We start from the raw sequence: 24,253 nt of genomic DNA, 5'->3' as shown, positions 1-24,253 counted from the left end.
TCCCCCAGCCCGTGATCGCCCCGGCCCCGCCCGCGATCGACGCCAGGCGGGGTCTTCCATGTGTCAGGGCGCGTCAGCCGGTGAGGCCGGAGAGGGCGGACCCGCTCAGCTTCTCCTCGATGCAGCGCTGGGTCGACGCCTGGGTGGGATGCGTCCTGATGTCGAAACACTCGCCGAGCCCCTTGGCCTGGAACCAGTTGTAGAACACGACCCCGATCACGGCGGCGAGGACGAGCGTCACGACGCTGAGAACGATGCCCGTGACGGCGCGGCTCTTGCTGGAGCCGGTCGCGAGCGCGACGATGCCGAGGATCACGCCCACGACCGCGGTGACCGTACCGATGCCGCAGACGAACAGCAGGACGATGCTGACGATGCCGAGCACCATCGCGGCCGTGCCCAGCCCGCCGCCCCGCTTCGGCGGCTGCTGGTAGTACCCGGGGCCGCCGCCGTACCTTCCCGGCTCGCCGGGATAGACCGGCCGGTCGCCCGAGGGCGGCTGCCCGCCCCCGTCGGCCGCGAGGTTCCCGCCGTTGCCGGGAGGGATCCGGTCGCCGAAGCGTTCCGAAGAGGGCCGGCCCTCCTCGGGCCGTCGCGGAGCGCCCGGAACTCCCTCGCCGGGCTCGCCCGGACGGCCCTGCGGCTCTTCCGGGCCCTGAGTGCCCGAGTCCTTTCCGTAGACCCGGACGTAGTCCTCCCCGCCGCCTCCCCAGTTGACCGGCTCGTCCTGGGTGCTCGTCCTGAGCACCTGTACGTGGCCTCCGCCGTTGGAGCCGGCGCCGTTGCCGGTGGCCCGGTCCTCTCCGGCGGACAGCCCCAGTTGGGCGAGGGGCCCGGTCGTCGCGGCGACCCCGGCTGCCCCGGGAGTGACTCCTGGGGACCGCGTGGTCCCTTGCGGCATTCCGCAGTGTTCGCAGATCGCGGAGTCCGCCCCGGTGACGGGGCTCGTCGTCGGCGGCCGCCCCTGGGCGACGCTCTGGAAGGCGTCCGTGTCACGGAGCACCCCGGAGCCGCCCGCGGAGACGATCGGCGACTCCGAGCGCGGCGGAGCCGGTGGTGTCGGCGGCGTCGGCGGCGTGGGAGGCGCCGGGGGCGCTGGGAGCGGCGGGGTGAACGGGCCCGGCGGGACGGGTGGAGCCCATCCGCTCAGAGGCACCGGCGTCGGGATGTCGGACGGATAGGCCACCGTGTAATCGTCGGAGCCGGTGGGGGAAACCCGCGGAGCGTCCATGGGCGGGCTCGCGTACGAACCTGTCTGGGGGCCCGAGTGAGCTCCCGGATAGTGAGTCGTGTGCGCACCGGTCTGGGGTCCCGCGTACGGGTCGCTCCACGATCCCGTGGAGGAGTCGGCCGAGGACTCGGGGTACGCCCCCGGTCCCTGCGGGCCGGCCTGCGACGGAATGTGCGAAGGCGCCTGCGGCAACCCCGGAGACGCCGCCGGGGACGGGGACGGCGGAGCCTGCGGCGGCGGAACGTGCGAGGGCGGGACCTGGGACGGCGGAATGTGCGAGGGCGGGATCTGGGACGGGATGGCCGTCGGTGGCACGCTTGCCGCCCCTCCCTCCCCGCCGGGGTCCGTCACCGGACGCTCAGAAGACGGGGTCGTGCGGGCGACAGGAGGGTAATCGCTCGCCAGTGGATCCTGTGCCGCCCACGCCTTGAGGCTCTCCCAGGTGGTCTCCGGCTCCGCCCACGACCGGTAGCCGGGGTCCGTCGCCGCGAGATCGTCGGAGAATCCGCAGTCGGTCCACTCGCCGAGGTCCGGCTCGCCCGGCTCGGCGCGGCGCCGGTCACTCCGGTCTCCCCAGCCAGAGGTGCCACTCAGATCACCCGCGCCCGGGGTGGAGACCGGCCGGTCGTCCGTACGCGACGCTTCGCCGGCGATTTCGCCGAAGGCTGACGGCCGGTTTTCGCCGGGCTGGGCCGGGGTGGGCTCCCGGTATCCGGAGGGCTCCCACCAGGAGCCTTCAAGATCGGGTTCGTCCCATGAGTTCACCGGAAGGACCAGTCTCTGCTCGTCCGGGCGGGTCTCGTTTTCGGGCCGCTGGTCGCGCGCGGGCTCCCACGCGGGGTTCTCAGGTGTCGTCACGGTCGCTCTCTCCCGGACCAGAGTTGGGCATGCCGGAGACCCAAGGCTCTCCCGGAGGGCGGCGGCGCAACCCGGGCGACACGGCAAAGCCCAGTCGATCGTTTCCCCGAGACTTTCCGTACCCGGGTGCGCGAGCAGGGAGAAGGCCGAAATAGACTCAAGCATGTGCTGAAAGGCGACGGCCGACTGAGCCATGACCTCGATTCCCTGGATCGCGCACCCAAGGACGCCTGTGGCGTGTTCGGCGTGTGGGCCCCCGGGGAAGATGTCTCCAAACTCACCTATTACGGGCTGTACGCGCTGCAGCACCGCGGGCAGGAGTCCGCGGGCATCGCGGTCAGCGAGGGCAGCCGCATCCTCGTCTACAAGGACATGGGCCTGGTGTCCCAGGTCTTCGACGAGTCCATCCTCGGAACCCTCCGCGGTCACGTGGCGATCGGGCACTGCCGTTACTCCACGACCGGATCGAGCGTCTGGGAGAACGCCCAGCCCACGCTGAGCTCGACCGAGCAGGGCGGCCTCGCGCTCGCCCACAACGGCAACCTGATCAACACCGGGGAGCTCTCGCTGCGGCTCCCGCCGGACGTCATCAGAGCGACGACCGACACCGAGGTGCTGACGGCGCTGCTGGCGCAGGACCGCGCGCAGTCGATCGAGGAGGCGGCCGCCGAGCTGCTTCCCCAGGTCAAGGGCGCCTACTCCCTGGTCTGGATGAACGAGACGACCCTGTTCGCCGCCCGCGATCCGCAGGGCATCAGGCCGCTGGTCCTCGGCCGGCTTGAGCGCGGATGGGTGGTCGCGTCCGAGACCGCCGCGCTGGACATCGTCGGCGCCACGTTCGTCCGCGAGATCGAGCCCGGTGAGCTGCTGACGATCGACGAGCGGGGGGTCCGTTCCCGCCGCTTCGCCGCCGCCGCGCCGAAGGGCTGCCTGTTCGAGTACGTCTACCTCGCCCGGCCGGACACCACGATCGCCGGCCGTGGCGTACAGGCGACCCGGGTCGAGGTGGGCCGCCAGCTGGCCCGCGAGCACCCGGTCGACGCCGACCTCGTCATTCCCACACCGGAGTCCGGCACCCCCGCGGCCATCGGTTACGCCGAGCAGAGCGGCATCCCGTACGGCCAGGGCCTGGTGAAGAACTCCTACGTCGGCCGGACCTTCATCCAGCCGTCGCAGACCATCCGCCAGCTCGGCATCCGCCTCAAGCTGAACCCGCTGCGCGAGGTCATCCAGGGCAAGCGGCTGATCGTGGTCGACGACTCGATCGTGCGCGGCAACACCCAGCGGGCCATCGTCAAGATGCTGCGCGAGGCGGGCGCCACGGAGGTCCACGTGCGGATCTCCTCGCCGCCGGTCGCATGGCCGTGCTTCTACGGCATCGACTTCGCCACCCGGGCGGAGCTGATCGCCGGGTCGCTGTCCGTGGAGGAGATCCGCGCCTCCCTGGGCGCCGACTCTCTCGGCTACATCTCCCTTGAGGGGCTGACCCAGGCGACCACGATCCCGGCTGAGCGGCTCTGCCGTGCCTGCTTCACCGGCGAGTACCCCATCGCGATCGACCAGGACCAGGTCGGCAAGTACGTCCTGGAAGGGCAGCTGTGACCGGTCGCCGGAAGAACGGCCGGGCACGATTGACGAAGGGGAACACATGACCAGCTACGCCGCCGCGGGTGTGGACATCGAGGCGGGTGACCGGGCCGTCGAGCTGATGAAGTCCCGGGTCGCCCGGTCCCGGCGTCCCGAGGTGGTGGACGACGCCAGCGGGTTCGCCGGGTTGTTCGACGCCTCGGCCTTCCTGCGCTACCGCCGTCCGCTCCTGGCGACGTCCACGGACGGCGTCGGCACCAAGGTCATGCTGGCGCAGCGCCTCGGCAAGCACGACACGATCGGCATCGACCTCGTCGGCATGGTCGTCGACGACCTGGTCGTGTGCGGCGCCGAGCCGCTGTTCATGACCGACTACATCGCCTGCGGCAAGGTGGTGCCCGAGCGCATCGCCGACATCGTGGGCGGCGTGGCGGAGGGGTGCCGGCTCGCCGGCTGCGCGCTCGTCGGCGGCGAGACGGCCGAGCACCCGGGAGCCATGGGCCCCGACGAGTACGACCTGGCCGGTGCGGGCACAGGCGTCGTCGAGGCGGACGAGCTGCTCGGCCCGGACCGTGTACGGCCCGGCGACGTGGTGCTCGCCCTGGCGTCGAGCGGAGTGCACTCCAACGGATACTCCCTGGTCAGGCATGTCATCAAGACCGCCGGCCTGGACCTTGAGCGGCAGCTTCCCGAGCTGTCCCGCACGCTCGGCGAGGAGCTGCTCGAACCCACCCGCATCTACTCCCTGGACTGCCTCGCGCTGATCCGGGAGGTCGAGGTGCACGCCTTCGCGCACATCACCGGCGGCGGCCTGGAGGCCAATCTCGCCCGGTCCCTGCCCGGTACGGCCGACGCCGTGCTGGACCGGGGTTCGTGGACCCCGCCCGCGATCTTCGAGGTACTCGCCGGACACGGCGGCGTGGCTCAGGCCGAGATGGACCGGACGTTCAACCTCGGCGTGGGGATGTGCGCCGTCGTTCCCGCCGATCAGGCCGACCGGGCGGTGGCCGTGCTCACCGAGCGGGGCGTGCCCGCCTGGGTGCTCGGAGAGGTCGTCCCCGGCACCGGCGCCGCGCGGTACCGCTGAAGCCGCCGAGCCCTGAAACAGCCGAACCCGGTGAAGCCCGTTCCTGGTCAGGCGTCGCGCCTGGCCAGGCGGTCCTTCGCGCACCGGCGACGTGCCGTACACGCCAAAAGGCGCCCCGGCATCACCGGGGCGCTCGATCGGACCCTTGACAACGTGAAGTCACCCGGCGTGGTCTGGCCATCGCCGGGTGGTGTCACCTCGCCCGCTGTCAGGAACGGCTAACGGCGTCGGGACGAGTCTTTGCCGTCGCCCTCGTCATCGTCGACGGCGTAATCGGCGTACCGATCAGCCAGCTCGTCGTAAGGGTCTTGCTCGTCACTGTGGCCGGAATCGCCCTCGTCCACGACTCCGAGCTCCGCGCGCAGACGCTCAAGATCAGTGCCGCCGCTGTTGTACTTCAGCTGGCGGGCGACCTTGACCTGCTTGGCCTTGGCTCGGCCGCGCCCCATTGGCTCGACCCCCTCATGCGGGGTCGCACCGGACCCCTCGTCGCTAACGCACCGCGCACTGGCGCCACCTGACTTTAGGCGCCAGTCTCTCGTTCGCCTATAACCGTACCTGTTTTGCGCGCCGCTCGGTACGTCGTATGGGCGTCGATGGTCAGCGGCGGAGCCAGATGCCCCTAAGCCGCCCGACTTCCGACATTCTGCGCTCGGCCAGCCTATCGGCTGCCGCCGCCGGCGGAACGCCTTCGTCGGCGGCCAGGGCGAAGATTTTCGCGGTCGTGTCGAAGATCTGAGCCGCCCTTGCCCTGGCCCGCTCCATGTTGAAACCCTCGATTTCGTCGGCTACCTGGATGACTCCGCCGGAGTTCACCACATAGTCCGGGGCGTAGAGGACGCCGCGTTCCACCAGCTGCTTCCCGACCCCGGCGTGGGCGAGCTGGTTGTTGGCACCGCCGCAGACGATCCCCGCGCGCAGGAGCGGGACCGTCGCGTCGTTCAGCGCGCCACCGAGCGCGCACGGCGCGTAGACGTCGATGTCGGACGCGATCAGCGTCGCGGCGTCCGCGACCACGTCGGCGGAGGGATGGCGCCGCCGTACGAGGTCGACGGCCTCCTCGTTGACGTCGCAGATCACCACCTCGGCGCCGTCCTCGATCAGGTGGTCGACGAGCCGGCGGCCCACCTTGCCGACTCCCTCGACGCCGACCCGCCGGCCGCGCAGCGTGGGCGTGCCGTAGGTGTGCTCGGCGGCGGCGCGCATGCCCTGGAAGACACCGAACGCGGTGAGGATCGAGGAGTCGCCCGCCCCGCCGTGCGCCGGGGTCCGGCCGGTCACGTACGACGACTCGCGTGCGACGACGTCCATGTCCTCGCTGTAGGTGCCCACGTCACAGGCGGTGTAGTAGCGGCCGCCGAGCGACTCGACGAACCGCCCGTACGCCCGAAGGAGCGCCTCGGTCTTGTCCGTGGACGGGTCACCGATGATCACGGCCTTGCCGCCGCCGTGGTCGAGCCCGGCGAGGGCGTTCTTGTATGCCATGGCGCGGGAGAGGTTGAGCACGTCGACGAGCGCCGCCTGCTCGCTCTCGTAGGGGTAGAACCGGGTGCCGCCCAGCCCGGGCCCGAGGGCGGTGCTGTAGATGGCGATGATCGCGTAGAGGCCGCTGCGCTCGTCCGAGCAGAACACGACCTGCTCGTGTCGCGGGCCTCGCCTGGTGGGGGATTCCGTCGTGGACTCGTTCCGGTCCGCGCCGGTCGTGACGTTGATGGGCCTGCTGTCCTTGTGGGAGAGCCCGAAGACGTCGATCACGGTGGTGACTCCTGACCGCCTCTGTCCGCCGCCTCGTCGCGGCGGATCCGCAGGCCCGCTCAGGGGGCTCGGCGTCGCGCCGGGTAAGGCGGCGCCGGAGTTCGCGAGCGGGCCGCTCTCAGCCTAACCACGCCGAGCTGTACGATCATGAAAAGCCGAGACGGCTCTCCCATGTTCCCCGGCCTCATGGCACGATTCAGGTGTGCTGCCCTATGCCGCCTACCTCCGCGTCTATGAGCCGCTGGCCGCTTTCTCCCCCCGGGATCAGAGAATCTGGGCCGCATACGCCGAGTCCCGGGACCGGCCGCGCCGGGCGGGGGCCTTGCGCGTCGAGCACGGCGAGGCCGTACACAGGCTCCTCCGGGTTCCCCCGTCGCCCGCTCCGGAGCAGGAGAGCCCCAACGCCTACCTGCGCAGAGTGGAGGACGTCCTCTACGTCTGCCCCTGGCAGACCAGGCTGCGGTCCTGGCTGGCGTTCGCCTCGTTCCGCGGCGGCACGCCGGTGAAACTGGCCGACCGGTTCGTGCCGCGGGCGATCGCCGAGCGGACCGCCGACGACTTCGACCGTTTCAAGCGGGACGGCACGTCGTTGCGCACGTACATCCAGACCAGCACCTGGCACGTGCCGACGGCGTGGTTCGTCCCCTTCGACTCGACGGAGCGGTGGCTCGTGCTCGGCGGAGAGACGCCCGAGAGCGGCGACCCGGGCGCGCAGGCCGTGGCCGCCCCCGCGCGCAACATGCTGTACGTCACGTCGATGGCGCAGGCCCGCCGGCGGGTGGCCAGGGCTCTCGGGGTGATCAAACGGCACGCCCCGGACACGGCCGCCCTCGGCGAGTTCGAAGAGGTCGGCAGGTGGCTGGAGGAGTTCCACCCCCACTCGCTGGTGGAGTTGGACTACGGCGGGCTGGTCCACCTCATGGACGACGAGACGCTGGAGGCCGACCAGTCGGTCGCCGAGTTGGCCGCCGCGCTCACCGGTTTGGACAACGGTCAGGAAGAACTTGCTTTCGCGATGTACCAGCGTGTCGTCCTCCGCTGGAGGTCGATCCAGGCTCTCCAGTCTGCCAACTAAAGCCCATATCGCCACCCCCGACCTGCACTATTAGGTCATGGGATGTTCGATCTCACATCTGCGAACTGAGTAGTTTGCCGTTTTCACTGCGATACCACGAAGCGTGTCGCTAGAATCACCGAGCGTGACATCACCACGTGGTCGGGGCGTTGCTCCCTAAGGGCTCGCCAATCGCATTACGTGGCTGTATGGTCACATCGGGTGATACCGAAAATGATCCACGAAACCGCACTTATGGATCATTGGGGGACATCCGTGACAAGCGCCAGGATTAGTCGCAGGATCGCTGTCGCCGGTCCACACGGAGGAGAGGCCGCACACATGTCAGCTCGTACACCCGAGGCCGAGCCACTGCTCACCCCGGCGGAGGTCGCCACCATGTTCCGCGTCGACCCTAAGACCGTCACTCGGTGGGCGAAGGCGGGCAAGTTGACGTCCATCCGCACCCTCGGGGGGCACCGCCGCTACCGGGAGACCGAGGTCCGGGCGCTGCTGGCGGGGATTCCGCAGCAGCGCTCCGAGTAGGGGTCGGGCGTCGTCCGCCAGTCGAGGGGGGAGACGGCGCGCTCGCGTCAGACACGCCAGCGATGTGAGCGCGTCCATCACGGCACCACTCACCCGTGGCCGATACGGGTCACGGGAGGTGCCGTATCGGCGCCGCCCGCCCGGCGCCACCGTCCCCGGCAGATACTCACCGGCACCACCTAGGACGCCGGCCCCATCTCGATGAGCTCCCGTACGCGGTGGTCGTGCCGCCCGGCGACTTCCAGCAGGGCGACCATGTGGTCCACCAGCATGCGTTCCAGCTCGGCCCGCTCCATGTCGCGGTGCTCCAGCCAGTCGAGTCCCGCGGTCTCCACCGAGGCGATCCACGACCGGAGCGTGATCCGCAGCACCGGGCCCGGGTCGGCGACCCGCATCTCGTCCGTGATCAGTCGGAGCAGGCGCCGCCGTACGCTCTCGACGATCTCACCGACCTCACCCGCTCTGTTGGCGGGACCCCCCTTGAGCAACGCCGCGAAGCCGGCCGCGTGCTCCTCGACGAAGTCGAAGTATCGGCTCAGTCCCCGAGACAGCCGTTCCAGGGGCCGTTCCGCGCCCTCGGGGCGGAGCCGGGCCTCCAGTTCCTCCGCCGCGCTGCGCAGCGACGCGACGTAGAGCTCCTGTTTGCCGCCGAAGTAGTGGTACACCAGCGCTCGCGAGGCCCCCGCGGCGGTGGCCACATCGTCGATCGAGACGTCTTCGGCCTCGTGCCTGCTGAACAACTCCAGCGCGGCGGTGATGAGCTCCTCACGGCGCCGATCGACGCTGAGCCGGCGACGCGCCGGTCGTGTACCCACCCTGTCCGGGACTTTCTGGTTCTTTTCGGCCTGGGAAATCACGCCCACACTCCGCAGACTAGCGGAGCACGGCGGTGACGATCACTCGATTTGATCATGAATGGCAGGCCGTCGTGACAGCGCGCCCGTTCCGCCCGCGGGGCCGGAGCAAAAGGGAAGTACGCGCGTTACAGCGAGAAACCCGTACCCTTCCGGCCTCTCGATCGTTTGGTCTGTCAGGTGCACGTCCGCGCATCGTGGGGAGAACCATGTCAGGACCGTCCATACAGACCACCGCCCGGCACGACATCGAGGTGTCCGAACCCGACCCCGGACTGCCCGATGGCTTCAGCCCGCGGCCACGGCCGACGATCCGAAACGTGGCCGAGCGTGCCGGCGTCTCGAAGTCGCTGGTCTCGCTCGTGCTCCGGGGATCGCCGCACGTCAGCGAACATCGCAGGGAAGCGGTGTTACAGGCCGCCCGGGAGCTCGGCTACCGCCCGAACGCCGTGGCGCGCAGCCTCGTCGAGGGCCGTACCCATCTTGTCGGCGCCCTGGTCGCCGATCTGCACAACCCGTTCTACGCCGAGTTCCTCGACGGCCTGCAGGAGAGCCTGCACGGCGACGGCCTCCGACTGCTGATCGGCAGCGGGCGCTGGGATCCGGCGTTCGAGGACGAGGCCGTGGAGGCCTTCCTGGAGCTGCGCGTGGACGGCCTCGTCCTGCTGGGCGTGGCCCCGTCCAGCAACACCCTCGCCGAGGCCGCCGCCTACACGCCGACCGTGGTGGTGGGCGAGCGCGACGTCGAACTCGACGGCGTGGACATCGTCGTCGACGACGACCAGCTCGGCGCCAGGCTCGCGGTCGACCACCTGGTCGAACTGGGACACCGGCGCATCGCGCACATCGAGGGCACGCCCTCCTCGGCGGCCAGATGCCGCTGCGAGGGCTACCTGGTGGCCATGCGCCGCCACGCGCTCGCGCCGTACATCATGGTGGAGCACGGTGACTTCACCGAGGAGGGCGGACGGCGGGCGGCGAGGGCTCTGCTGGAGCGCGAACCTCGGCCCACCGCCGTCTTCGCCGCCAACGACATCGTCGCCATGGGCGTGCTCACGGCCGCCAGCGAGCTCGGCCTGCGGGTTCCGGAGGACCTGTCCGTCGTCGGATACGACAACACCCATCTGGCCGCGGTGAACCACGTGTCGCTGACCAGCGTCGACCAGCCGCGCCGGGCCATGGGCCGGTCCGCGGCTGCCCTGCTGAGCGAGCGCATCACCGAACCGGGCAAGGTCGGCCGGCTGCGCGAGGTCACGCCGCAGATCGTCGTACGGCACAGCACCGGGCCCGCTCCAAGCGATGTCCAAAGCTAGGTCAACCGGCGTGGCGCCGGCGCGCGGAGGGTGTTGACTCTGCGCATGACGCCGACCCCCGGCGGGTCGCTCGGTGGGCGGCCGGAAAGGCGACAACGGGGGGATTCATGCGTGATCCGGAACTGGTCTCCTGCGCGCAGCGGGCCGCTGCCGAGCTGGAACGGGCCTGGGCGCACTGGCTGGAGACACGAGGGCGGAGCGGCGACGTGGGCGGCGAGTCCGTGGCCAGCTACGTCGCCCACTCGATCGACCATCCGTGGGGGCGTCCCCGGGTGGTCCTCGGGCTGGACGCGGAGGACGCCCGCGAGCTGGCCGCCCTCTTGGAGAAGCAGGAGGTCGCCGAGCCCGCCTGGTGATCCCTTTCACGGCCTATCACCGACATAACGGTCTCGTCACGCCGGCGCTCGCGTAAGTTGGTGAGCTGACTTCTGCGAAGGGATCCGAGCGTGATCAGACGACCACTTACCGCAACGATTCTGGCCTTGTGCGGGCTGGGAGTCGCCGCGTGCGGTGGCACGGCGGGCTCGACCGTCGCCGACCAGGCCGGTGTGGCCCCCGCCGGCGCGCCGCAGAGCCGTACGGCCGGTGCCGCCGTCACCGCCGGGCAGGTCTCCGAGCCGGTTGCCGCGGCGCCCAGCCCGCCGGGAAAACCTCTCGCGGGCAAGGTCATTGTGATCGATCCCGGTCACAACGGCGGCAACTACAAGCATCCTGAGATCATCAACAAGCAGGTGAACGTCCTCACCAAGCGCAAGCCCTGCGACACGACGGGCACCGCGACCAACGACGGGTACAGCGAGGCGGCCTTCACGTGGGACGTCTCGACCCGGCTGGCCAAGGTGCTGCGGGCCGAAGGTGCGACGGTCAAGCTGACCCGTAAGAACAACACCAGCGTCGGCCCGTGCATCACCCAGCGCGCGGCGATCGGCAACCAGGCCAAGGCCGACGCGGCGATCTCGATTCACGGCGACGGGGCGCCCGCGAGCGGCCACGGGTTCCACATCATCATGCCCAAGAAGATCGACGGGCCGGTGGATCCCGTGGTGAACGACTCGCGGAAGCTCGGCATCGCGGTCCGGAACGCGTTCCACGCGGGGACCGGCCAGGCGTACTCGACCTACATCGGGAAGAACGCGCTGGACTTCAGGAACGACCTCGGCGGGCTGAACCTCTCGAGCGTTCCGAAGATCTTCATCGAGGTCGGCAACATGCGCAACGCGGGCGACGCGGCCCGGATGAAGAGCGCCACGTTCCGCCAGCAGGCGGCGGACTCGCTGGCCAAGGGCGTCACGAACTACCTGTCCTGATCCTGTCACTCCCGGCTCATGGGCGCGGGATGGGTGATTTGGCATGATCTAGGCATGGATCAGCTTCTTCCTCGCCCACGGCTGGCCGAGACCGCGCCCGGATCGTTCGCGTTCGCTCCCGGGGCCGCCGTGTCGGGTCCCGCCGACCTGGTCGATCCCGTACGGCTCGCGCTCGCCGTCCTCGATCTCGGGCGTGGGGACGCGTCGGGGGCGGTGCGGGTGACGCGGGACCCGGGCCTGGGCGCCGAGGCGTACGCGCTCGCGATCACGCCCGATGAGGTGCGGATCGTGGCCGCCGACCCGGCGGGGGCGTTCTACGCGGGGCAGACCCTGCGGCAACTGCTGCCCGTGGAGGCGTTCCGGTCGGTCCCGCTTCCGGGAACGGAGTGGCGGGTACCCTGCGGGCGGATCGAGGACTCCCCCGCCTTCTCCTGGCGCGGGGCGCATCTCGACGTGTCCCGAAATTTCCTGCCGAAGCGGGAAGTGCTGCGGATGATCGATCTGCTCGCCCTGCACAAGCTGAATCGACTCCACCTGCACCTGGTGGACGACCAGGGGTGGCGGCTGGAGAGCCGGGCCTTCCCGCTGCTGCACGAAGTGGGCGCGCACCGGTCCCAGACGGTCACCAGCTTCTACGGGGAGGAGCCCACCTACGACGGCGTGCCGCACGGCGGCTACTACACGCTGCGGGACCTGTCCGAGATCGGCGCGTACGCGCGGGCCAGGGCGGTCACCGTGGTCCCCGAGATCGACGTGCCGGGGCACGCGTCGGCCATCCTGGCGGCGTACCCGTCGCTGGGGGCGACGCCGGGCGAGGCGCACCGGGTGCTGGACCGCTGGGGCATCTCCCCCGCGATCCTCTCGCCGCTCCCTGCCACCGTGGACTTCCTGGCCACGGTCTTCGACGAGATCATCGACGCCCTGGGCACCGTGCCGTACCTGCACATCGGCGGGGACGAGTGCGTGCTGGACGCCTGGGCGGCGTCGGCCGAGATCACGGCCTACCAGGCGGAACTGGGCCTCGGCTCGCCCGCCGACCTGCACGCCTGGTTCCTGCGCCGGTTGGCCGACCTGCTGGCCGAGCGCGGCAGTCGGGCCGTCGTCTGGGACGAGGCGTTCGTCAGCGGGATGCTGCGCGAGGACACGCTGGTCATGCCGTGGCGGGGCGCCGGGGTGGGCCGCCGCGCGGCGGCCGCCGGGCACGAGGTGGTCGCGACGCCGGTCTTCCCGATGTACTTCGACTACGCCGAGGCGGCCTCGGCCGAGGAGCCGCTGGCCATCGGCGAGACCATCACGGTCGCGGACGTGGCGGCGTTCGAGCCCGCCCCCGCGACGTGGGACGACGCGGAGCGCGCCCGGGTCGCCGGCTTGCAGTTCCAGCTCTGGAGCGAGCGCATCCCCGACGGCCGGACGCTCGACTATCGCGCCTGGCCGCGGGGCTGCGCCGCCGCCGAGATCGGGTGGACCGGGGGGCCGGCGCCGTCGTCGTTCCCGGACCGCCTGGCCCGCCATCTGGAGCGGCTGGACGCCTTCGGCGTGGAGTACCGCCCGCTGGAGGGGCCCCGGCCGTGGCAGCGCGGCGGCGGGGCGCGGCGCCATCGGCCGGGCGCCATCGAGATCCACGACGTCATGCGGCACCTGGACGAGTTGACGCTCACCGCGGACTCCACCCGGCCGAGCATGTGACAGGTGGCCCCGGGGCCGGCGACGCGGCCGGCCGCCCGGTGGCCTCAGTGGATCGCGGTGGCCTGGCCTCAGGTGACCCGAGGGCCTCAACCGCGCGTGACGCGAGGGCCTCAGGTGACGCGGTCGGCCGCCCCGACGGCCTCGGAGATCGAGCGGTAGCCGTGGCGGCGAAGCCGCCGGGAGAGCCCTCGGTGGATCCGCGACGCCCACAGCGGGCCCTCGTAGATCATGCCGGTGTATCCCTGGACGAGGGTCGCCCCGGCCAGGATGCGCTCCCACACGTCGTCGAGGTCCTCGACGCCGCCGACGGAGACCAGCGTCAGCCGGTCTCCCACCCGGGCGTGCAGCCGGCGCAGCACCTCCAGTGACCGCGCCTTGAGCGGGCGCCCGGACAGACCGCCCGCCTCGTCGCTGACGACGCCGGGCCGCCCGATCGTGGTGTTGGTGGCGATGATGCCGGACAGGCCGAGCTCGACCGCCAGATCGGCCACGGCGTCGACGTCCTCGTCCGCCAGATCGGGAGCGATCTTCACGAGCAGCGGGGTACGGCCCGCCACGCTCTTGACGCTCTCCAGGAGGGGCCGGAGCAGCTCGACGGCCTGGAGGTTGCGCAGGCCGGGAGTGTTGGGCGAGCTGACGTTGACGACGAGGTAGTCGGCGAGGGGGGCGAGTTCCTTGGCGCTGGCCATGTAGTCCTCGGCGGCCCGCTCCTCGGGCACCACCTTGGTCTTGCCGATGTTCACGCCGACGACCGCGGGGAGGCCCCGCGGTCGGCGCAGCCGTGCCGCGGCGGCGCGGGCTCCGGCGTTGTTGAAGCCCATCCTGTTGATGATCGCGCGGTTCCCGACCAGCCGGAACAGGCGCGGGCGAGGGTTCCCCGGCTGGGGCCGCGCGGTGATGGTCCCCACTTCGACGTGGCTGAATCCCAAAGCCGCGAGCGCCTCGAACGCCTCGGCGTTCTTGTCGAATCCGGCGGCCAGGCCGAAGGGGCCGGGGAAGTGCACTCCGAACGCGCGGACGCGGAGTGCCTCGTCACGGGGGGCCAGCCGCCGGTGCAACACCCGCTTGGCGATGGGAAGGACCGCCAGGAGGTGGAGCGCCCTGACGGTCAGATGGTGGATGTCCTCCGCGTCGAAGCGGCTCAGGACCTGCGTGAACACGAATCGATACATCACCGGTCAGGGTAGCGGTTCGACCCTGGTCGCTGGTCCGCGGGCGGGCCCGCGGCGCCGACCCAACACGGCCAGGGCGATTCCGCAGAGCTCGCCGCCCGGGCCGGTGAGCCCGGGGCGACGAGTGATCCGGCCGTACGGCCGATCCGGTGACGCGTGAAGCCGGAACCTCGGAACCGAGGTCACCGGCTCTAGCCCACCTTCTTGCCGTCCGGGCTCACCGCGAACCACTCGGCGCCGAAGTCCTTGAGCTTCTGGCCCTTGGTGTCGCCGGGCTTCTCGTCCTTGACGAAGTAGTACAGCGGGTGGTTGTTGTAGGTCACCTGCATCTTGCCGTCGGCGCGCTTGTGCGTGCCGAGCAGGTTCGCCTTGACGCCCTCGCCGGCCTCGGGCTTGCCCTGCGAGACCACCGGAGGCCAGGCCTCCGCGCAGGCGCCCGTGCAGGACGACTTGCCGTTCTTGTCCTTCTCGAAGAGGTAGACCGTGTGCTCGTTGGTGCCGACGACGATCTTTCCGAGGCCCGAGGTCATGACCGCGAGCTTGGCCGGGCCCGTCTCCGCGGGCATCGGCGTCATCATCTCCGAGGGAGACATTCCGGGCGACGTCTCCTCACCGGCGACCGGGCTGGCTCCGCTGGTGTTGTCCGTGCCGGCACCGCAGCCGGTCGCCAGAACGCCGAGCGCGAGCGCACCCACGTACAGCAGTTTCTTCATGTTCGGCCTCCAAGGCAGTAGGCGAATACGGCTATCTAGGAGACACGCCGCCGGGCCTTTTCACCGGCTAGACACGAAGTACTGAGAGATGCCTTTACAAGTCTTTTGATTTGCGGCTCGTGGCCGTTCCATACGGAGCACCGAAACGTTGCGGCTTGCGCGTACGGGACGGATATGTCGGAAAACTCATGTTCACCGGCGGCGAGAAATCGCGACGCCGACCAGACAGACGAGGCCCCCGGCGAAGGTCAGCGGGCCCGGAACCTCTCCGAGGAACGCCCAAGCCATCAGGACGACCAGGGCGGGCACCACGTAGGTCGTCGCCCCCATGTTCCCCGCCGTCGTACGGGCGAGCGCGTACGCCCACGTGGTGAAGGCGAGCGCGGTCGGGAACACGCCGAGGTACACGACGTTCAGTACGGCGGGCAGTGGGGCGTCTCCCACCTGGGACACGAACTGCCCGGCGAACGGCAGGCAGCCCAGGGCCCCGACGAGGCAGCCGAAGGTCGTCACCTGGAGCGCGGAGGCGTGCCGCAGGGCGGGCTTCTGGGAGACGACTCCCCCGGCGTACGTCACGGCGGCGACCAGGCAGAGCAGGACGCCGAGGACGGAGGAGCGGCCTCCGCCGGACATGGAGACGCCCACCACGACGGCCCCGGCGAACGACACCGCCATGCCGGCCATGAGGCGCGGCGGGAACCCCTCCTTGAGCAGCCAGCCGCCGAGGAGGGCGATCAGGATGGGGCCGACGTTGACCACCATGGCGGCGGTGCCCGCGTCCACCTCCTGCTCGCCCCAGTTCAGTACGACCATGTAGAGCCCGAACCACAGGATCCCGGAGGCCAGGATGCCGGGCCAGGCGGCCCTGGGCGGCCACCCCTCGCGGCGGGCCAGCAGGATGACGAGGAGGGTCACGGAGCCCGCGGCCAGCCGTCCGAGAGCCAGCGCGCCGGGAGCGAAATGCTGCGCCGCGCTCCTGATCGCGACGAAGGCGGACGCCCACAGGAGCACGGTGACGATCACTGCCGCGAGCGTGCGGTGATCGATGTTCCGATCCCTCATGATGTGGTTCATATGCGGACCCTAGGGGACCGACATTTCGGGCTGCACCGATTTATTCGGGCGTCGGTCACCGTCACAGGAGGACGACGCATCCCCGATCGCGCAGATCCCCGAGCCAGGCGGGAATCCGGTCGAGCTTGGTCCAGCGCAGGTCGAGCTTCTCCAGGCACGGCAGGTCGGCCAGGCTCTCGGGCAGCTCTCGCGGCCGGGTGGCGCGCAGGTCGAGATGGGTGAGACGGGTCAGCTTCCCGATCGTGCCGGGCAGCCTCCGGATCGGGTTGTTCCGCAGGTCCAGGTGACGCAGCGCGCTCAGGTCGCCGACGGACTCGGGCAACTCCGTGAGGCGGTTGTTCATGGCGTGCAGCTCGCGCAGGCGGCCCAGCCGCCCGATCGTGTCCGGCAGCCTGGTGATCTGGTTGTTGTAGATCCGCAGCTCGCGCAGCGCCGCCATGTCCCCGATGGCGTCCGGCAGCTCCGTGAGCCGGTTGTCGGTGAGGTTGAGGTAGTCCAACCGGTCCAGCCGTCCGAGCCACCGCGGGGCCGTCGTGAACCCGTTGTCGCTCAGGTAGAGGTAGTCCGTGAGGTTCGGCAGGTCGCCGATGTTGTCGGGCAGGCCGCCGAGCCGGTTGTGACCGAGGTCGAGCATCCGCAGCTCCACGAGGTCACCGACGGCCTCGGGGATCTCGGTGAGCAGGTTCTCCGCGAGGTTGAGGGACCGCAGGCGGGTCAACCCCCAGATCGTGCCGGGCACCGACGTGAGGGCGTTGCCGCCGACGCTGAGATGCTCCAGCGAGCCGAGCCGGCCGAGCTCCTGCGGGATCGCGTCGAGGCGGTTGCCGTAGAGCGTCAGGACCTCCAGGCGGGGCAGCTCCGCGAGGGCGGCGGGCAGGACGGTCAGCGCGTTGCCGTCCAGGTCGATGCGGCGCAGCGAGGTCAGCTCCCCGACGGAGGGCGGCAACGCGGTCAGCCCGCTGCTCGGGGCGTGCAGGGCGACAGGCACGCCGTCCTCGAATCGGAGGGCGCCTTCGGGCAGCGACGCGAGATCCTTCACGCTGTGCGACTCCTCACCGAAATGTAACGATGATCCCTGTTTTATCTGCGTAAATCATGATCTATCGGCTAGCGTGTGGGATCACGACGAGCAGGTGCGGGATGGAACAGATGAGCACGGAACAGGCGCCCCCAGGGATCAACCCGAACATTCCGAGTGTGGCCCGGATCTATGACTATCTCCTCGGCGGCAAGGACAACTTCGCCGCCGACCGGGCGGCCGCCGAGAAGGTCATCGAGCTCACGCCCAACGTCAGGGAGGGCGTCCAGGCCAACCGGCGATTCCTGAGCCGTGCCGTACGCTTCCTGGCCGGGACCGGGATCCGCCAGTTCCTCGACATCGGCGCGGGCCTGCCCACGCAGGAGAACGTGCACCAGGTGGCGCTGCGCGCCGCCCCCGAGTCCCGCGTCGTGTACGTCGACAACGACCCGATCGTGCTCGCTCACGGGCGTGCCCTCCTGGAGGACAACGCGCAGACCATCGTCGTGGACGGCGATCTCCGCGATCCCGGGGCCGTCCTCGACGACCCGCGGGTCGTGGGGCACCTCGACTTCGACCGGCCGGTCGGGTTGCTCATGCTCGCCGTGCTGCACTTCATTCCCGAGGACGAAATCGCCGAGCGGGTGGTCACGACCCTGCGCGACCGGCTCGCTCCCGGGAGCGCCATGGTGATCAGCCACCTCTCCTACGGAGACCTCGACGAGGAGGCGCTGCGCGAGGGCCGCGAGCTGTACGCCACGACCTCGGCCGGCAACGCGACGCCCCGGACCCGCACCCAGATCCTGCGGTTCTTCGACGGATTCGAACTCGTGGAGCCCGGCCTGGTCTCGACCGGCGACTGGCGCCCCGAGGAGGGCGAGCCCGCGCTGCCCAAGCTGCCGGGCGTCGACGGGTTCAGCGGGGTCGGGCTGCTCCGATAGTGCACCCATACTGGGTGGATGCTGAGCAGCCACCGCCTGCGGGTGCTTCTCGAGGTCTACCGGACGGGGAGCATCGCCGGAGCCGCGCGTAATCTGCGGCTCTCCCCTTCCGCCGTGTCCCACCAGCTCTCCCGGCTGGAGGAGGAGGCGGGCGTCGGCCTGGTCGAGCGCGCCGCGCACAGTCTGCGGCTCACCGCGGCCGGGCGGCGGCTCGCCACCCGGGCGCACGAGGTGCTCGACCTCATCGAGGCCGCGGAGAAGGACCTGCTCGCCCAGGCGAGGGCGGACGCGGGACAGCTCCGCATCGGGTTCTTCGCCTCGGCGGGCTACCGGCTGCTGCCGCTCGCGCTGTCCACCTTCACCGCCCGGCATCCCGCCGTCGAGCTGGACCTCGTGCTCGGTCAGCCGCACGACCTGCTGCCCGACGTGGAGCGGGGCGCGCTGGACGTGCTGGTCGTCTTCGAGCACGCGCTCGACCCGTGGAAGCCGCCCAAGGGCGTGGAGGTCACCCACCTGTTCGACGAGCCCCAGTTGCTCGTGCTGCCGCTCGGCCACCCGGCGGGACAGCGGCCCCGGGTGCGCCTCGCCGACCTGGCCGACGAGCCGTGGATCACCACGTACGGCACGGACACTCCCGTCTCGGTGCTGGAACGTGCCAGCGCGCTTGAGGGGTTCAGCCCGACGATCCGGTGCCGCAGCGACCACTACGAGGTGACGCTCGGCCTGGTGCGCGCGGGGCTGGGGGTGGCGCTGGTGCCGAGCCTCGGCGCGCACGGCGCCAGCGGCATCCAGGTCTGCCAGGTGGACGCGCCCAAGCTCTACCGGAGGATCGGCGCGGCGGCGCGGCCGACGAATCCCAACCCCGCGCTCCGGTCCTTCCTGGACTATCTCCGCGACGCCTCGTCCCGGTTGCGCATCGCGCTCCGCTGACGGCCGCCGCCGGTGGTCGGCGCCGACAGCACCGACAGCACCGACAGCACCGACGGTCAGTGCGCGAATCCGGCGATGACGCGGCCGGCCTCACGGACGGCAAGGACCAGGTCGTGCTCGCGCCCCGCGGGACCGTGGGCGAGCACGGCGTAGCCGACCCGCCGGGTCCCGACGAGAAGGCCGACGTCGGCTCGGGTCCCGGCGTCGGTGCCCGTCTTGTTGGCCACCCACACCCCGGGGTACGGCACGGCCTCCGGGATCTCGCGGTCCTCGGGCTCATGCGGGAGCAGCGCGGGCACCAGGCTCCGGTCGGTGTTGTGCGCCATCCAGCCCAGCATCAGCCGCTTCCACGGATCGTCGCCGTCCAGGCCGACGGCGAGCGCGGCCAGATCACGGGCGGTGCCGAGGGCGAAGGCCGGCGGGTGGACGGGCAGCCGGGGCTCCCGGATCCGGTCCAGGATCCGGGTCCTGCCCAGTCCGAGCCCGGCCGCGACCGCGTCCACCCGGTCCAGGCCGAGCCTGCGCAGCAGCGCGTTGGTCGCGGTGTTGTCGCTGACCGACGCGGTGAGCAGGGCCAGGTCCGCGATCGTCCACCGCCGTGCGGACAGCCCGATCAGCAGCCCGGATCCCCGGGCGTAGTCGTCCTCGGTCAGCTCGACCGGCTCGTGCGGGTCGAGCTGACCGGCGGTCAGCCCCTGGGCGACCGCCGCGAGCAGCAGCAGCTTGCCGGTGCTGGCGAGCGGGAGCTCGACGTCCTCGTTCACACCGAGCAGGCCGGGCACGCATACGGCGAGCGTCCCCGGGCAGGACGCGGCGATCTCCTCGATCATCACAGTTCCTTCCAGGCCGTCACAGGGCCAGCACCCTTCCCGGCCGCGCGCCGGTCTCCACGCCCGCACGGACGACGATCTCCCCGCCGACGACGACCGCGTCCACACCGGCCGGAGGCAGCAGCGGGTCGGCGAACGTGGCACCGTCCGCCACGGTGTCCGGGTCGAAGACCACGAGGTCGGCGTGCGCGCCGTCGCGGATCACGCCGCGCCCGGTCAGGCCGAACCTGGCCGCCGCCATCCCGGTCATCTTGTGCACCGCGCTCTCCAGCGTGAGCAGGCCCAGCTCCCGGACGTAGTGCCCGAGCACGCGGGGGAACGTCCCCGCCCAGCGCGGGTGCGGCCGGCCGCCCGGCTTGGGCACGCCGTCCGAACCGATCATCGCGTACGGCGCGGCCAGCACCCGCCGGACGTCATCCTCGATCATGGAGTGGCTGATGATCGTCACCTCGCCGCCCTCCGCGAGGAGAAGCTCCGCGACCATGTCGAGGGGCTCGGCCGACGCGGTCGCGGCCAGGTCGGCGATGGTCCTGCCCTCGGTCTCCGGGTGGCGGGGCGCGCAGGCGACCGAGATCCGGTCCCAGCCGCCGTTGCCGACGGTGTTCTCCCAGCCGGGCACGCCCTCGGCGATGGCGCGGCGCATCCGGTCGCGCTCCTCCGGGCTGCCCAGCCTGCGGGTGAGCCCGGCCATGCCGCCGTCGTTCGCCCACGGAGGGAGCATCGCGGCCAGCGCCGTGCTCCCCGCCGTGTACGGGTAGACGTCGCAGGTCACGTCCATTCCGGCGGCCCGCAGTTCGGCGATCCTCGGCAGGGTCCGTTCCGTGCGGCCCCAGGCGTACCGGCCGGCGGTCTTGTGGTGCGAGACGTGCAGCGCGGCGCCGCTGCGGCGGCCGATCTCGACCGCCTCCTCCAGCGCCTCCTCCACCCGGGCCATCTCGTCGCGCAGGTGGGTGACGTACGGCTTGCCGTGCCGGGCGGCGACGGCGGCCAGCGCCACCACCTCGTCGGTGCTCGCGTACGTCCCGGGGGTGTAGATCAGGCCGGTGGAGAGCCCGGCGGCGCCCTGGGACAGGGCACGGTCGAGGAGGTCGCACATCGCGGCCAGCTCGGCGGGCGTGGCGGGCCGGTCCACGGGGCCGAGCACTCCGGCGCGCAGCGTGCCGTGGCCGACGAGTGAGGAGAGGTGGTTGGCCCTGGGAACCCGGGCATGCGCCTCGGCGAATCCCTCGAAGTCCTCATATATGCCGACGTCGCCGCCGAAGGACACGCGGGCGTCCGCCCGCATGGCGGCCAGCCGCTCCGGCAGCGCCGGGAACAGGCTCGATCCGCAGTTGCCGCAGATCTCCGTGGTCACGCCCTGGAGCACCGAGGCGCGTACCAGCTCCCGGTCGCCCTGGCCGAGCAGGCTGACGCCGTCGGAGTGCGTGTGCACGTCGATGAATCCGGGGGCGACGGCCCGCCCGCGAGCGTCGATCACCTCCGCGGCGTCGACCGCGGCGCCCGGAGGGAGCACGGTCAGCCGGCCGCCGTCCGCGGCGACGTCCGCCTCCCTGCCCGGCCGGGCCGTACCGTCGAACAGGACGCCTCCGCGGACCAGCAGGTCGAAGCGGCTCACAACACCTGCCCGAGGAAGGCGCGGAAACGGTCGTTCCGGGGATTGGCCAGGACCTCGCGGGGGTTGCCCCGCTCCACGATCACACCGCCGTCGACGAAGACGAGCTGGTCGCCGACCTCCCGGGCGAAGCCCATCTCGTGCGTCACCACCATCATCGTCATGCCGGTCGCGGCGAGGTCGCGCATGACCGCGAGCACTTCCTGGACCAACTCGGGGTCGAGCGCGCTGGTCGGCTCGTCGAACAGCATCAGCTTGGGCCGCATGGCCAGGCTGCGGGCGATCGCGACGCGTTGCTGCTGGCCGCCCGAGAGCTGGGCGGGATAGTGGTCGGCGCGGTCGGCCAGGCCGACCCGCTCCAGCAGCTCCTCGGCCTGCCGCCGGGCCTCGGCCCGCGACGTGCGCAGCACGGTGATCGGCCCCTCCATCACGTTCTCGATCGCGGTGCGGTGCGGGAACAGGTGGAACCGCTGGAAGACCATGCCGATGGGACGGCGCTGCCGGCACAGGTCCGCCGGAGGCAGCAGGTGCAACCGGTCACCGCGCTCGGCGTACCCCATCAGGTCGCCGTCCACCCAGATCCGGCCGGAGTCGATGGTCTCCATCCGGTTGACGCAGCGCAGCAGCGTCGACTTGCCCGAGCCGGACGGGCCGACCACGCACACCACCTGGCCGTGCGGGACGTCGAGGTCGATGCCCTTGAGCACCTCGACCGCGCCGAACCGCTTGCGCAGGGAGCGGATCTTGACCATCGGCTCGGCCTGCCCCGCCGTCATGCCGGCTCCTTCGCGAACGGCCGCAGGTTGCGGCGGACCCGCGCCCCCAGCGCGGCGTGACCGCGCTCGAACCGCTTCTCGATGAAGTGCTGGCCGACGCTGGCGATCGTGGTGAGCACGATGTACCAGATCGACGCCACGATGAGCATCGCGATGACCTCGAAGTTGCCCAGGTAGATGCGCTGGGCGACGGTGAGCAGCTCGGCCCCGGCGATGACCGAGACCATCGACGTGGTCTTCAGCATGGAGATGAACTGGTTGCCGGTCGGCGGGATGATCACACGCATGGCCTGCGGCAGCACCACCCGGCGCAGCACCTGCCGATGCGACATGCCGAGCGCCTCGGCGGCCTCGCGCTGGCCCGGATCGACCGAGCGGATGCCGGCTCGCACGATCTCGGCCATGTACGCGCCCTCGTTGATCGCGAGGCCGAGCAGCGCCGCGGTGAACGGCGTGATCAGCTCGTTCGCCTGCCACTCGACCAGCTTCGGTCCGCCGAACGGCACACCGATCCCGAAGGACGGGAAGACCAGGCCGATGTTGAACCAGAAGATCAGCTGCACCAGCAGGGGCGTGCCGCGGAAGAACCACGTGTAGAGGGCCGAGGTACCGCGGAACACGGGGCTGTCGGACAGCTGCATGACCGCGGCCAGCACACCGAGGACCAGGCCGATCGCCATGGAGAGCACGGTGAGCTGGATCGTCACCCACAGGCCGCCGAGGATCCTGCCGTCACCGAGGAACGAGACGATCACGTCCCAGTGGAGATTCTCGTTGACGATGACCGTGTACGCGAGCCAGGCCAGGAAGAGGAGGGCGACCGCCGCCCCGATCAGCCGACCGGGGCGCGGGGGCCGCACCGCGTCGATCGGCAGTTCGACCGGCGGCTCGACCGCCGGCCCCTCCTGCGATCCGGGAGCGCCCCCGGCCGGTGTCACTTCCATGGCGTCGTGTTGACCAGGACCTCGGACACCGCGTTGGCGCCGACGCCGTACTCGTCCAGCACGGACTTGTAGCCACCGTCGGCCTGGAGCTCGGCCATGGCCTTGGCCACGGCGTCACGCAGCCCGGTGTTGCGCTTGTCGATCGCGATGCCCCACGGGCCGGCGTCGTACTGCTCGGAGAGCACGTCGTACTTGCCGGTGTCCTTGGCGTACATGTGGGCGACGGGAGAGTCCACGATGGTGGCGACCGCGCGGCCGGAGTCGAGCGAGAGCAGGCCGGTGGGGGCGTCCTCGCTCTGCATGATCTTCATCTTGGTGGTGCACTTCTCGTTCTGCTTCTCGCCGATGGCGAGGTTGGAGCTGCCCTTGGCGAGCACCACCGTCTTGCCGCAGAGGTCGTCGAGCGTCTTGATGCCCTCGGGGTTGCCCTTCTTGACCATGATGGCGCCGCCGGCGTTGAAGTAGTCGACGAAGTCGACCGCGCCGCGCCGCGCCTCGGTGTCGCTCATCGAGGACATCACGATGTCCCAGCGGCCGCCCTGCAGGCCGGGGATGAGGCCGTCGAAGGCGGCGTTGGTGATCGTGAACTTGAGCCCCAGCTTCTCCGCGATGGCGGCGCCGAGGTCGGGGTCCACACCGGTGAGCTCCTGGGTGCCCTTCTTGTACATCTCCATCGGCGGGTAACCCTCGGACGTGGCCACCCGCAGCTCGCCGGTCTTGCGCACGGCCTCGGGCACCAGATCCTTGGCGGACTTGTCCGCCGTCGCCGCCGCGCCCTCGCCCGCGGTGTCTCCCGACGACGAACGCCCGCAGCCGCCCGCGAGCGCGGACACCACCAGCGCGCCAGCAATGGCAACAAATAGGCGATTTGCCATGGATCCTCCTGATTTGCGAACGATTGAGCATATGCTGGCGATACCATGTCACAGGCCCAAGAGTCCTGAACGCTTGCGGGTCTGAGCGCC

At 70.8% G+C, this 24,253-nt stretch carries 23 protein-coding genes; 10 read left to right on the top strand and 13 right to left on the bottom strand.

The window, feature by feature from the left end; translation table 11 throughout:
• Window positions 1–73: 73 nt before the first annotated feature.
• Complete coding sequence (locus AB0I59_RS29930) at window positions 74–2,089, bottom strand: hypothetical protein (protein WP_358138232.1); 2,016 nt, start codon at window positions 2,087–2,089, stop codon at window positions 74–76.
• A 165-nt stretch (window positions 2,090–2,254) separates the two neighbouring features.
• On the opposite strand from AB0I59_RS29930, the gene purF reads away from it, so the two are divergent.
• A complete protein-coding gene (gene purF / locus AB0I59_RS29925; protein WP_061260037.1) occupies window positions 2,255–3,691 on the top strand; it encodes an amidophosphoribosyltransferase in 1,437 nt (478 codons plus the stop codon).
• 46 nt (window positions 3,692–3,737) lie between these two features.
• On the top strand, window positions 3,738–4,763 hold the full coding sequence (gene purM, locus AB0I59_RS29920) for a phosphoribosylformylglycinamidine cyclo-ligase (protein WP_228645853.1): 1,026 nt from the start codon (window positions 3,738–3,740) through the stop codon (window positions 4,761–4,763).
• A gap of 218 nt (window positions 4,764–4,981) precedes the next feature.
• Here the strand turns inward: purM and AB0I59_RS29915 are convergent, their stop codons facing one another.
• Window positions 4,982–5,212: a DUF3073 domain-containing protein gene (locus AB0I59_RS29915; RefSeq protein WP_061260039.1), complete on the bottom strand. Its 231-nt coding sequence runs from the start codon at window positions 5,210–5,212 to the stop codon at window positions 4,982–4,984.
• Window positions 5,213–5,363: 151 nt separating this feature from the next.
• A complete protein-coding gene (locus tag AB0I59_RS29910; protein WP_358138229.1) occupies window positions 5,364–6,518 on the bottom strand; it encodes a Leu/Phe/Val dehydrogenase in 1,155 nt (384 codons plus the stop codon).
• A 202-nt stretch (window positions 6,519–6,720) separates the two neighbouring features.
• Here AB0I59_RS29910 and AB0I59_RS29905 point away from each other — a divergent pair, with 202 nt between their 5' ends.
• On the top strand, window positions 6,721–7,593 hold the full coding sequence (locus AB0I59_RS29905; protein ID WP_061260040.1) for a DUF8083 family protein: 873 nt from the start codon (window positions 6,721–6,723) through the stop codon (window positions 7,591–7,593).
• Window positions 7,594–7,914: 321 nt separating this feature from the next.
• Complete coding sequence (gene bldC / locus AB0I59_RS29900) at window positions 7,915–8,118, top strand: developmental transcriptional regulator BldC (RefSeq protein ID WP_013133571.1); 204 nt, start codon at window positions 7,915–7,917, stop codon at window positions 8,116–8,118.
• A gap of 179 nt (window positions 8,119–8,297) precedes the next feature.
• On the opposite strand, the gene AB0I59_RS29895 is transcribed toward bldC, so the two are convergent.
• Window positions 8,298–8,933 carry a TetR/AcrR family transcriptional regulator gene (locus tag AB0I59_RS29895; protein WP_061260041.1) on the bottom strand — a complete coding sequence of 212 codons (636 nt, stop codon included), beginning with the start codon at window positions 8,931–8,933 and terminating at the stop codon, window positions 8,298–8,300.
• A gap of 248 nt (window positions 8,934–9,181) precedes the next feature.
• Between AB0I59_RS29895 and AB0I59_RS29890 the strand changes: the two genes are divergently transcribed.
• The 4 genes from AB0I59_RS29890 to AB0I59_RS29875 all read left to right on the top strand — a co-directional run bounded on the left by AB0I59_RS29890 (window position 9,182) and on the right by AB0I59_RS29875 (window position 13,278).
• A complete protein-coding gene (locus AB0I59_RS29890) occupies window positions 9,182–10,285 on the top strand; it encodes a LacI family DNA-binding transcriptional regulator (protein ID WP_358138224.1) in 1,104 nt (367 codons plus the stop codon).
• Window positions 10,286–10,392: 107 nt separating this feature from the next.
• On the top strand, window positions 10,393–10,641 hold the full coding sequence (locus AB0I59_RS29885; RefSeq protein ID WP_061260042.1) for a hypothetical protein: 249 nt from the start codon (window positions 10,393–10,395) through the stop codon (window positions 10,639–10,641).
• Window positions 10,642–10,767: 126 nt separating this feature from the next.
• Window positions 10,768–11,592: an N-acetylmuramoyl-L-alanine amidase gene (locus tag AB0I59_RS29880; protein WP_358138222.1), complete on the top strand. Its 825-nt coding sequence runs from the start codon at window positions 10,768–10,770 to the stop codon at window positions 11,590–11,592.
• Window positions 11,593–11,646: 54 nt separating this feature from the next.
• Entirely contained in the window at window positions 11,647–13,278 is a 1,632-nt protein-coding gene (locus AB0I59_RS29875; protein ID WP_358138220.1) for a beta-N-acetylhexosaminidase, read from the top strand.
• A 110-nt stretch (window positions 13,279–13,388) separates the two neighbouring features.
• Here AB0I59_RS29875 and AB0I59_RS29870 read toward each other — a convergent pair whose 3' ends face one another.
• The 4 genes from AB0I59_RS29870 to AB0I59_RS29855 all read right to left on the bottom strand — a co-directional run bounded on the left by AB0I59_RS29870 (window position 13,389) and on the right by AB0I59_RS29855 (window position 17,276).
• The gene (locus tag AB0I59_RS29870; RefSeq protein ID WP_358138218.1) at window positions 13,389–14,450 is read right to left on the bottom strand and encodes a quinone-dependent dihydroorotate dehydrogenase; all 1,062 of its coding nucleotides are present in this window, start codon (window positions 14,448–14,450) and stop codon (window positions 13,389–13,391) included.
• 191 nt (window positions 14,451–14,641) lie between these two features.
• On the bottom strand, window positions 14,642–15,163 hold the full coding sequence (locus tag AB0I59_RS29865) for a COG4315 family predicted lipoprotein (RefSeq protein WP_063818956.1): 522 nt from the start codon (window positions 15,161–15,163) through the stop codon (window positions 14,642–14,644).
• Window positions 15,164–15,355: 192 nt separating this feature from the next.
• A complete protein-coding gene (locus tag AB0I59_RS29860) occupies window positions 15,356–16,225 on the bottom strand; it encodes a DMT family transporter (protein WP_358138215.1) in 870 nt (289 codons plus the stop codon).
• Between the two features lie 73 nt (window positions 16,226–16,298).
• Complete coding sequence (locus AB0I59_RS29855) at window positions 16,299–17,276, bottom strand: leucine-rich repeat domain-containing protein (protein ID WP_358138213.1); 978 nt, start codon at window positions 17,274–17,276, stop codon at window positions 16,299–16,301.
• Window positions 17,277–17,386: 110 nt separating this feature from the next.
• Here AB0I59_RS29855 and AB0I59_RS29850 point away from each other — a divergent pair, with 110 nt between their 5' ends.
• Window positions 17,387–18,196, top strand: a complete 810-nt coding sequence (locus AB0I59_RS29850; protein ID WP_061260163.1) for an SAM-dependent methyltransferase — start codon at window positions 17,387–17,389, stop codon at window positions 18,194–18,196.
• 18 nt (window positions 18,197–18,214) lie between these two features.
• The gene (locus tag AB0I59_RS29845; RefSeq protein ID WP_061260046.1) at window positions 18,215–19,126 is read left to right on the top strand and encodes a LysR family transcriptional regulator; all 912 of its coding nucleotides are present in this window, start codon (window positions 18,215–18,217) and stop codon (window positions 19,124–19,126) included.
• 56 nt (window positions 19,127–19,182) lie between these two features.
• On the opposite strand, the gene AB0I59_RS29840 is transcribed toward AB0I59_RS29845, so the two are convergent.
• The 5 genes from AB0I59_RS29840 to AB0I59_RS29820 are packed head-to-tail and all read right to left on the bottom strand — an operon-like array spanning window position 19,183 to window position 24,163.
• Complete coding sequence (locus AB0I59_RS29840) at window positions 19,183–19,956, bottom strand: serine hydrolase (RefSeq protein ID WP_358138211.1); 774 nt, start codon at window positions 19,954–19,956, stop codon at window positions 19,183–19,185.
• Between the two features lie 19 nt (window positions 19,957–19,975).
• Entirely contained in the window at window positions 19,976–21,571 is a 1,596-nt protein-coding gene (locus tag AB0I59_RS29835; protein WP_358138209.1) for an N-acyl-D-amino-acid deacylase family protein, read from the bottom strand.
• Window positions 21,568–22,344, bottom strand: a complete 777-nt coding sequence (locus AB0I59_RS29830; RefSeq protein ID WP_061260049.1) for an amino acid ABC transporter ATP-binding protein — start codon at window positions 22,342–22,344, stop codon at window positions 21,568–21,570. Before AB0I59_RS29830 ends, AB0I59_RS29835 begins: the two co-directional genes overlap by 4 nt.
• A complete protein-coding gene (locus AB0I59_RS29825; protein WP_358138206.1) occupies window positions 22,341–23,288 on the bottom strand; it encodes an amino acid ABC transporter permease in 948 nt (315 codons plus the stop codon). The genes AB0I59_RS29830 and AB0I59_RS29825 overlap by 4 nt, the downstream gene beginning before the upstream one ends.
• Window positions 23,279–24,163 (bottom strand): ABC transporter substrate-binding protein, encoded by an 885-nt coding sequence (locus AB0I59_RS29820; RefSeq protein WP_061260050.1) that lies wholly within the window; start codon window positions 24,161–24,163, stop codon window positions 23,279–23,281. Before AB0I59_RS29820 ends, AB0I59_RS29825 begins: the two co-directional genes overlap by 10 nt.
• Window positions 24,164–24,253: the final 90 nt, after the last annotated feature.

Source organism: Microtetraspora glauca (assembly GCF_040656155.1).
Taxonomy (GTDB): Bacteria; Actinomycetota; Actinomycetes; order Streptosporangiales; family Streptosporangiaceae; genus Microtetraspora; species Microtetraspora glauca.
This window is presented reverse-complemented; position numbering and strand designations above follow the sequence as displayed.